Genomic DNA, 8,144 nt, shown 5'->3' with positions numbered 1-8,144 from the left:
CCGCGTGGTGGAGCGGGATCGAGCCCACACCCACACCGATTTGATAGAAGAAGGTGTTGCTCGAGAAGCGCAGGGCGTCCTCGTAGCCGATCGTGCCGAAGCCAGCCCCGTTGTGATCCGGGAAGCAATGGCCGCCGTAGGTGATGCAACCCCGCGTTGCCAGCTTGGTGTTGGGCGGAAACTTGCCGCTCTCCATCCCCGCCATGGCCGTCACCGCCTTCCAGGTGCTGCCAGGGTCGTAGGCACTCATCGCCCGGCTGAGCAGCGGCTTCACCGGTGAATTGAACAAGGCGTCGTACTCCTTCTGGGTGGTGACGCTCTTGGAGAAGAAGTTGGGATCGAAGGTGGGCCGACTGGCCAAGGCCAGAATCGCCCCATTGACAGGGTTCAGCGCCACGATCGCACCGCCGGGCTTGTCTTTCAGCACCTGCTCCGCAGCCCGCTGCAGATCCAGATCGAGGGTGGTCTGCAGATCCTTGCCGGCCTTGGATGGCCGATCGCCCAGGATCCGCTGGATCTCACCCATGGCATTCACCTCCACCATCTGGCCGCCCCAGGTGCCACGCAGGTGCGACTCAAAGGCCGCCTCGAGGCCAATGCGGCCGATGCGATCGCGGATCTGATAGCCCTTCTTGGCCAGGCTCTTGTATTCCTGCTCGGTGATCGGCTGGGTGTAGCCGAGGGCATGGGCGCCCAGGGAGCCGTGCGGGTAGCTGCGCAGCACATCGAGATCCACCTCAGCTCCCTTGAGGCCCGTGCTCTGCTCGCGGAAGCGCAGCACCTGCTGGGGCGTGAGCTCACTGGCCAGCTCGATCCGATAGCGCTGAGCACCAGGGCCATCCCGGCGCTTCTGATCCAGCTGGGCTTCCGGCACGCCCATCAGCTGGCTGAGCTGCGCCCGCAGCGCCGGCCAGCTCTGGTCGTTCACCAGCTTGGGCTGGAGGTAGAGGCTGTAGGTGAGCCGGCTCGATACCAGCACCTGACCATTGCGATCCAGTATGCGGCCGCGCACCGGATTGCGCGCCAGCAGCCGGATGCGGTTCTCATCCGCCCGGGCCCGGTTCTCCTCACCGTGCAGCAACTGCAGCCACCCCAGCCGCAGCACCATCGCCGAAGCGAACAGCAGCACCAGCCCGAGCAGGATCGCGGGCTGCTGCTGCATGCCGGTGTGGCGTTGCCCGCCCGAGGCCAGAGCCATCGCGCTCAGGCCTCCGGCTGCAGCCGCTGCTCCAGCTGCGTGAGGCGAGAACCGATCCTGGCCAGCGCCTGCTGCAAAGCCTCACGCTCAAGGGCCTCATCAGCCGGCGACGCAACCTCGAGCCGCTCATCAGCCGGCACATCGCGCACCTCCACCTTCATCACGGGATTACCCAGGCCTGGTTGCAGGCGATCCAGGCTGTCGCGCACCTGCCGCGCCGCCGGCTCACCCTCCTGGCGCAGCTGCTCGAGGGGATCGGCCTGAGCACTGAACGCTTCGATCACATCGCGCGGGCCGCCGCGCCGGGCCCGCTCCACCACCGCCAGCCCCACAGGCAACACGTCCTGCATCAGGGTGAGGCGCAAGGCATCGAGGGGATCAGAAGCCATCGGAGCCGCCACGGCAGCGCAGGTCGAACACTCAGTCTGACTGCTCAGCGCGGGCCCGCCTCCACAGGCGGCTGCACGATCTGCTGACGGCAGAACTGCTGCGAACCCCACCACCAACCGCCACCCACCGCCAGCACCATCAGCGCGGAGAAGGGCAGCAACGCTTGGCGGGTCACTGGCAACAGCAGCCACTCACTCCAGTCGCGCAGCAGGCGTTCGCGATCAAAGCGGCGGCGCTCACTCACCTCCTGCTGCAGGCGGCGCTTGAGCGCCTTCGACACCCAACGCTCGAAGGCCCGTTTCTTGGTGACAGCCATCTTGCGCTCCACCTCCAGCAGCTGACCGGGGGTGAGCTCGGGGTTGAAGGTGCTGATCAGCTCGAGGCTCTTGAGGAACATCTCAACAGCGCCGTCCTTGATCACCCGCTCGTCATCACTGAGCAGGTCCCAGTCGAGCTCGGGGTAGAAGCGCACGCGGTTGGCAAACACTTGATCCTCCGCCAGCTGGCCGGGCTCGCGCAGCCAGCGATCGGTATTGGCGTCGAACCGGCGCCAGTAGAGGAAGGGATTGAGGTAGATCACCTTGCCGGCCAGCTGGATGCTGTCCTGCTGGAGGCGGCGCTGCAGCTGGAGGTCCTGCTGGGGGGCGGCGGTCAAGGCTCCTGAGCCGGGGCCCCGAGGGTAACGGAGCCGTCCGGCTGCGGCCAGCGCTGGCCGCTCACTCCCACTCAATCGTGCCGGGAGGCTTGCTGGTGATATCGAGCACCACGCGGTTCACCCCCTTCACCTCATTCACGATCCGGTTGGAGATGGTTTCCAGCAGGTCGTAGGGCAGGCGCGACCAGTCGGCGGTCATGCCGTCCTCACTCGAGACGCAGCGCAGCACCACCGGGAAGGCGTAGGTGCGCTTATCGCCCATCACGCCAACACTGCGCACCGGCAGCAGCACCGCGAAGGCCTGCCAAATCTCGTGATACAGCCCTGCGTTCTTGATCTCCTCGCGCACGATCAAATCGGCATCGCGCAGGATGTCGAGCTTCTCGTCGGTCACGTCACCGAGGATCCGGATCGCCAAACCCGGGCCCGGGAAAGGGTGGCGGCCCACGATCTCCTCGGGCAGACCAAGGGTGCGGCCCACCTTGCGCACTTCGTCTTTGAAAAGTTTGCGCAGCGGCTCAACCAGCTTGAACTGCAGATCCTTAGGCAAGCCGCCCACATTGTGGTGGCTCTTGATCTTCACAGCCACCCGCTCACCCGTTTTGGGGTCCACGTTGGTGCCGGCGCTTTCAATCACATCGGGATAGAGCGTGCCCTGGGCGAGGTAATCAAAGGGACCAAGGCGCTTGCTCTCCTCTTCGAAGACGCGGATAAATTCCGCGCCAATCAGCTTGCGCTTTTCCTCCGGATCGGTCACACCGGCAAGCTTATTGATGAAGCGCTCACGGGCGTTGATGTATTCCACGTTGATGTGGAAGCGCTTATCAAAAAACTCCACCAGAAACTCAGGCTCGCCCTTACGCATGAAGCCCTGATCGATGAACATGCACGTGAGCTGATCACCAATTGCCTTGTGCAGCAGGAAGGCGAGCGTGGAGGAATCAACGCCGCCAGAGAGTGCCAGCAGCACGCGCCTATCACCCACCTGCCGGCGCACATCCGCCACGGCCTCATCAATGAAGGCCGCGGTTGTCCAGTCTGGCAGGCAACCGCAGATGTGATACACGAAATTGCGCAGCAGAGCCATGCCACACACCGAATGCACCACTTCCGGGTGGAACTGCACGCCGTAGAGACGGCGCTCGTGATGCGCCACCGCCGCCTCAGGCGTGTTGTCGGTGTGGGCAAGGCGCACAAACCCATCGGGCAAGCGCTCCACGGAATCACCATGGCTCATCCACATCGTGGAGCCTTCATCCACGTTGGTGAGCAAGTCGGTGGGGTCATCCACGTAGAGAGGTGCCTTGCCGTATTCAGCACGGCCAGCCGCCACCACGGAGCCCCCCAGCTGCTGCACCATCAGCTGCATGCCGTAGCAAACACCGAGCACCGGAATCCCCAGATTCCAGATTTCCGGATCACACAACGGAGCATGCTCTGCATACACCGAACTGGGACCGCCGCTGAGGATGATGCCCTTGGGATTAATCGCTTTCAACTCCTCCGCCGTGGTGCCGTAACTCATCACGAGGGAGTACACCTCGGTTTCGCGCACACGCCGGGCAATCAGCTCGGAATACTGCGAGCCGAAATCCAGAATCACAATCGCCGGATAGCGATCGGTTTCGCCAATGGCGGTGGGGGTCACGTTCGACATAGGGCGGCCAGCTGCTGCGGCCCGGGCAATCCCTTCACCCTAAATCTCAGGCCCTGAAGGCCTGCAGCAACTCAGCTCCACAGGGACCCTCGGCGCAGAGGCGGCGGCCGCGATCAAACAGCACCGCCCCGATGCGCATGCTGCGCTCACCATGCCGGGCGACATAGGCCGCGCTGCGCTGCTCCACAGCGCTCGCCACCCGGCGTTGCAGAGCTTGCGCAGCGTTGGCATCCCGCTCCGCCAGCTGACGCAGCGCCTCATCCACACTGGCCGCCCGGGCCAGCTGCTGCAGCTGCTCCAGAGGCAAACCCAGCAGAGCGGCCTGGGTGGTGAGCACCTCCAGGCGACCGTCGGCCAGGTGGTGGTGGGTGTGAAAGATGCCGCCGGCCAGCTTGATCAACTTGCCCTGATAACCAAACAGCAGCAGCCGCTCCACCCCCTGCTCAGCAGCTGCCACCAGCAGCGGCCCGATCCAGTTGCCGGCCTTGAGCAGCAGCGGCGCCGGCAGCCCCAAGCGCGGAGCCAGATCCAGCCCGTTTTCGCCGATCACGAGCACAAGATCACGCGCCAGGGCCGGATCGCTGGCTCGCTGGGCCAGCTCAGCGCGGGCGCGGGCCAGTTGATCGGGATCAGCGCTGCGTTGCACCGCCGCCTGGGTGCCGATCAATGCCAACCCATCCACAACGCCAAAGGCTTCGTTGCTGGTGCGCCGGGCCAGCTGCCGCCCGCCGGGCAGGGTGATGCGCAAGCACAGGCCCCGCTCAGCGGGCAGCAACGGCTGCAGGTTGCACTCCAGCAGCGCGCGGGCAAAGCCCGATACGCAGAGCTCACTGCTGCCGGCCAACACCCCCACCCCCTCGCCAGCCTCCAGCTGAAGCCAGGGCTGGCCCGCAGGCCGCTCTGTCCAATGGGCTTCCACCCACACCGCCAGCCCGCGGGTGAGATCCAGGCCATCACCGGGCTGGCAGCGGCTGATCCCCAGGGCCCGATCCGGTGCCAGCAGCGCCGCCGCCTCCACGTGAATCGGTTCCCGCGGCTGCTGGGATTGGGCCTGATCCGGCTGCAGCCAGAGGGGCACGGCGGCCGGAGCCGGCCCCTCACCGCGCAGCAGGCGCACCGCCGCCACCGCGGCTGCAGCCACCCACACCGGCAAGGTGTAGCCGGAACTGGTCATCGCAGGCACCCGGAAGGCTGTTTTTTAAAGTGGTGGATTGCGCCGCATCGGGCTGCGCAGCCGCCTCCAGATTCGCCCCACCAGCCTCTTCCATGCAGGACAAGCTCACCCTGATGATCCCCGGCCCTACCCCGGTGCCGGAAACCGTCCTGCAGGCGATGGGAAAACACCCCATCGGGCACCGCAGCGCCGACTTCCAGAAGATCGTGCGCCGCACCACCGAGCAGCTCAAGTGGCTGCATCAGACCCAGAACGACGTGCTGGTGATCACCGGCAGCGGCACCGCCGCCATGGAGGCCGGGATCATCAACGTGCTGAGCAAGGGCGACAAGGTGCTCTGCGGCGACAACGGCAAGTTTGGTGAGCGCTGGGTGAAGGTGGCCAAGGCCTACGGCCTGGATGTGGAGGTGGTGAAGGCCGAGTGGGGCCAGCCTCTCGATCCGGAAGCCTTCCGCGCCGCCCTGGAGGCCGACAGTGCCAAGGCGATCAAGGCCGTGATCCTCACCCACTCGGAAACCTCCACCGGGGTGATCAACGATCTCGAAACGATCGCCAAGCACGTGCGTGCCCATGGCACCGCCCTCACCATTGCCGACTGCGTCACCAGCCTGGGCGCCTGCAGCGTGCCGATGGATGCCTGGGGCATCGACGTGATCGGCTCTGGCTCCCAGAAGGGCTACATGATGCCGCCGGGCCTGGCCTTCGTGGCCATGAGCGATCGGGCCTGGGCCGCCGCCGAGCGCTCCGATCTGCCGAAGTTTTATCTGGATCTGGCGAAGTACCGCAAATCAGCCCACGCCGACAGCAACCCCTTCACCCCGGCGATCAACCTCTATTTCGCCCTGGAAGCGGCGCTGGAGATGATGCAGGCCGAGGGCCTGGAGGCGATTTTCGCGCGCCATGCTCGCCACCGCGCCGCCGCCCAGGCCGGCATGAAGGCGATCGGCCTGCCGCTCTATGCCGCTGAAGGCTGCGGCAGCCCGGCGATCACCGCTGTGGCGCCCGATGGCATCGACGCCGAGAGCCTGCGCAAGAAGGTGAAGGAGCGCTTCGACATCCTGCTGGCGGGCGGCCAAGACCACCTCAAGGGCCACGTGTTCCGGATCGGCCACCTGGGTTTCGTCTGCGATCGCGACGTGCTCACCGCCGTAGCCGCCATCGAGGCCACCCTGCGGGAGCTGGGCCTGCATAAGGGAACGGCAGGCGCTGGTGTTGCCGCCTGTGCTGCCGCCCTGGCCAGCTGAAACAGGGGCTCATGCCTACGGGCAAAGCATGCCGGCCTGCCTAGGGTCAGACGGCATGCTTTGCCTCCCAATGCGCCGCTCTCTCGCCGTCGCAGCCGCCTGCCTGAGCCTGGCTCTGGCGGCATGTTCTCCTGTGGACAAGAAAAACAAGGTGGTAACTGAACAGCAGGCCAGCGTGAATGTGTGCGATCAGCTGGTGAAGGTGGGCGCAGCCCTCGAGGCCAGCGCCGCCTTGACCCCCACCTCCACCGTGGGCGACGCTGAAGCCGCTGGCAAACAGCTGCGCACCGCCTTGAAAGGCCTGAAGCAGGCCGAGGTCACCCTTGAGGCCGCGCGTATTGAGGCCTTCCAGAAGCAAGCTCAGGCCTTCAATCAAGAACTGAAGAAGGTGTCGCAGGAGAAGCAACTCACCCTCGAAGAAGCCGCCAAAACCCTCAAACCCCAGGCCGACAGCGTGGTTGCCGCCCACAAGGAACTTCAGGCCGCTGTTCAGTGCACCGGCAAGGCAGCAGCCACCACCAACTGATCAAGCAGCAGGTTGCTATGGTTGGTTAGCCAAAAGTTGCGAGCAATCGCATCAAGCTGGCCAACCATTCTGAAGCCCTGTCTTCAGATTTTGCGGGTGTAATTCAGTGGTAGAATGTCAGCTTCCCAAGCTGAACGTCGCCGGTTCGAGCCCGGTCACCCGCTTCTAGTCCAGGGCTGAGAATCGCCGAAGTCAAGCGTATGGCCGCTCTCGCATCGGCTGACAGATGGCCAGTGGGAACCGGGCGATGGCAGGCAATGCCAAGGAGCGGCAGCGACCTTCTCACAGAGCTTCTCTCACGACTGCGCCATTGACGAGTCAGGTATTCACCTGCGCGGGGTGAACTCATGGGCCGTCCCGCAGTGGATCGTCCGGAATCACGGCTGGGCCGAGGTTGTCAACTGAATTCGTCCCAACATCGTGTCCGGAGGTGATCAGGGCAAGCCGCTTCAGCATCAACGCCCGGTCGCCTGACAGTGCAAGTACAGGGAAACAATTCCCCAGAACGGGCTCCAGAATTGCTGGAGACCAGCCGGGCACCACCCACTCGATCCAGACCTGTCCAGCGACCTTTCCAGCGACCTGACTGGAGACCTAGAGTGTGGTGTATTGCCTTCCTGTCCCGCTGATGGCCCACCGCGTACTCGCCGAGACAGCCGTGAGCATCTCGGAACACAAGAAAAACCCCATGGCCACCCTGGCGGCAGGAGAGGGGATGGCCGTCGCGGTGCTCAACCGCAACGAGCCGGCCTTCTACTGCGTGCCAGCCAGGGCCTACGAAGAACTGATGGATCTGGTGGACGACCTGAAGCTGGGCCGCATCGCCGATGCCCGGCTGACGGACGGCCAGGAGCCGATGCGGGTCAGCCTCGATGCCCTTTGAGCTGGCCTTTCACCCGGAAGCCCTTCGGGAGTGGAGGAAGCTGACGCCAGGAATCCGGGAGCAGTTCAAGAACAAGTTGGCCGTGCGGCTGACTGAGCCCAGGATCCCAGCGAGCAAATTGCGTGGATCCTCCAACCGCTACAAGATCAAGTTACGGGCCGCCGGGTACCGTCTGGTTTACGAGGTGCGTGACCATGAGCTCCTCGTCCTTGTCGTGGCGGTGGGCAAGCGGGAGCGCAATGTTGTCTACCAGCATGCCGATCAGCGCTGAAGCGCATGCCCCATGGCCGACTCCAAGCCCCCTGATCTAGATCGGCTGCGTCGGGAGAACGCCCGCTTGATTGGGCTTCTGGAGGCCCACGGCATCGCCTGGAGATCCGGCGAACCTGCCCCAACGGAACCCGCGCCGATTTCGAA

Annotated in this window: 9 protein-coding genes and 1 tRNA gene; 5 read left to right on the top strand and 5 right to left on the bottom strand. The window is 64.8% G+C overall.

Annotated features, from left to right (window positions below; genetic code table 11):
- From ACIQ2E_RS10195 to cbiD, 5 genes are all read right to left on the bottom strand, one after another.
- The coding region (locus ACIQ2E_RS10195; RefSeq protein WP_398329805.1) for a penicillin-binding transpeptidase domain-containing protein at positions 1 to 1,198 on the bottom strand (1,198 nt) is incomplete at its 3' end.
- Positions 1,199 to 1,203: 5 nt separating this feature from the next.
- Positions 1,204 to 1,587 carry a hypothetical protein gene (locus ACIQ2E_RS10190; RefSeq protein ID WP_398329802.1) on the bottom strand — a complete coding sequence of 128 codons (384 nt, stop codon included), beginning with the start codon at positions 1,585 to 1,587 and terminating at the stop codon, positions 1,204 to 1,206.
- A gap of 44 nt (positions 1,588 to 1,631) precedes the next feature.
- Positions 1,632 to 2,243, bottom strand: coding sequence for a hypothetical protein (locus ACIQ2E_RS10185; RefSeq protein WP_398329799.1), 612 nt, complete (start codon positions 2,241 to 2,243; stop codon positions 1,632 to 1,634).
- A gap of 61 nt (positions 2,244 to 2,304) precedes the next feature.
- A complete protein-coding gene (guaA, locus tag ACIQ2E_RS10180; protein WP_398329796.1) occupies positions 2,305 to 3,900 on the bottom strand; it encodes a glutamine-hydrolyzing GMP synthase in 1,596 nt (531 codons plus the stop codon).
- A gap of 46 nt (positions 3,901 to 3,946) precedes the next feature.
- Positions 3,947 to 5,074, bottom strand: a complete 1,128-nt coding sequence (cbiD, locus tag ACIQ2E_RS10175; protein ID WP_398329793.1) for a cobalt-precorrin-5B (C(1))-methyltransferase CbiD — start codon at positions 5,072 to 5,074, stop codon at positions 3,947 to 3,949.
- 92 nt (positions 5,075 to 5,166) lie between these two features.
- Between cbiD and ACIQ2E_RS10170 the strand changes: the two genes are divergently transcribed.
- The 5 genes from ACIQ2E_RS10170 (at position 5,167) to ACIQ2E_RS10150 (ending at position 7,998) form a co-directional block, all read left to right on the top strand.
- Positions 5,167 to 6,318: a pyridoxal-phosphate-dependent aminotransferase family protein gene (locus ACIQ2E_RS10170; protein ID WP_398329790.1), complete on the top strand. Its 1,152-nt coding sequence runs from the start codon at positions 5,167 to 5,169 to the stop codon at positions 6,316 to 6,318.
- 70 nt (positions 6,319 to 6,388) lie between these two features.
- Positions 6,389 to 6,844: a hypothetical protein gene (locus tag ACIQ2E_RS10165; protein ID WP_398329788.1), complete on the top strand. Its 456-nt coding sequence runs from the start codon at positions 6,389 to 6,391 to the stop codon at positions 6,842 to 6,844.
- Positions 6,845 to 6,936: 92 nt separating this feature from the next.
- A tRNA-Gly gene (locus ACIQ2E_RS10160) sits at positions 6,937 to 7,008 on the top strand.
- A gap of 464 nt (positions 7,009 to 7,472) precedes the next feature.
- Positions 7,473 to 7,727 (top strand): type II toxin-antitoxin system Phd/YefM family antitoxin, encoded by a 255-nt coding sequence (locus ACIQ2E_RS10155; RefSeq protein WP_398329785.1) that lies wholly within the window; start codon positions 7,473 to 7,475, stop codon positions 7,725 to 7,727.
- The gene (locus ACIQ2E_RS10150; protein ID WP_398329782.1) at positions 7,717 to 7,998 is read left to right on the top strand and encodes a type II toxin-antitoxin system RelE/ParE family toxin; all 282 of its coding nucleotides are present in this window, start codon (positions 7,717 to 7,719) and stop codon (positions 7,996 to 7,998) included. Before ACIQ2E_RS10155 ends, ACIQ2E_RS10150 begins: the two co-directional genes overlap by 11 nt.
- The last annotated feature ends 146 nt before the right edge of the window (positions 7,999 to 8,144 follow it).

The sequence above is a fragment of the Vulcanococcus sp. genome, from assembly GCF_044369115.1.
In the GTDB taxonomy this organism is placed as follows: domain Bacteria; phylum Cyanobacteriota; class Cyanobacteriia; order PCC-6307; family Cyanobiaceae; genus Vulcanococcus.
Note: the sequence above shows the minus strand (reverse complement) of the source record. Positions and strands in the feature narration are given on the sequence as shown.

Excerpts from the sequence above, each read along its gene's own strand:
- ACIQ2E_RS10190 (WP_398329802.1), bottom strand. The coding sequence starts at position 1,587 with ATGGCTTCTGATCCCCTCGATGCCTTGCGCCTCACCCTGATGCAGGAC.
- guaA (WP_398329796.1), bottom strand. The coding sequence starts at position 3,900 with ATGTCGAACGTGACCCCCACCGCCATTGGCGAAACCGATCGCTATCCG.
- cbiD (WP_398329793.1), bottom strand. The coding sequence starts at position 5,074 with ATGACCAGTTCCGGCTACACCTTGCCGGTGTGGGTGGCTGCAGCCGCG.
- ACIQ2E_RS10170 (WP_398329790.1), top strand. The coding sequence starts at position 5,167 with ATGCAGGACAAGCTCACCCTGATGATCCCCGGCCCTACCCCGGTGCCG.
- ACIQ2E_RS10165 (WP_398329788.1), top strand. The coding sequence starts at position 6,389 with ATGCGCCGCTCTCTCGCCGTCGCAGCCGCCTGCCTGAGCCTGGCTCTG.
- ACIQ2E_RS10155 (WP_398329785.1), top strand. The coding sequence starts at position 7,473 with ATGGCCCACCGCGTACTCGCCGAGACAGCCGTGAGCATCTCGGAACAC.
- ACIQ2E_RS10150 (WP_398329782.1), top strand. The coding sequence starts at position 7,717 with ATGCCCTTTGAGCTGGCCTTTCACCCGGAAGCCCTTCGGGAGTGGAGG.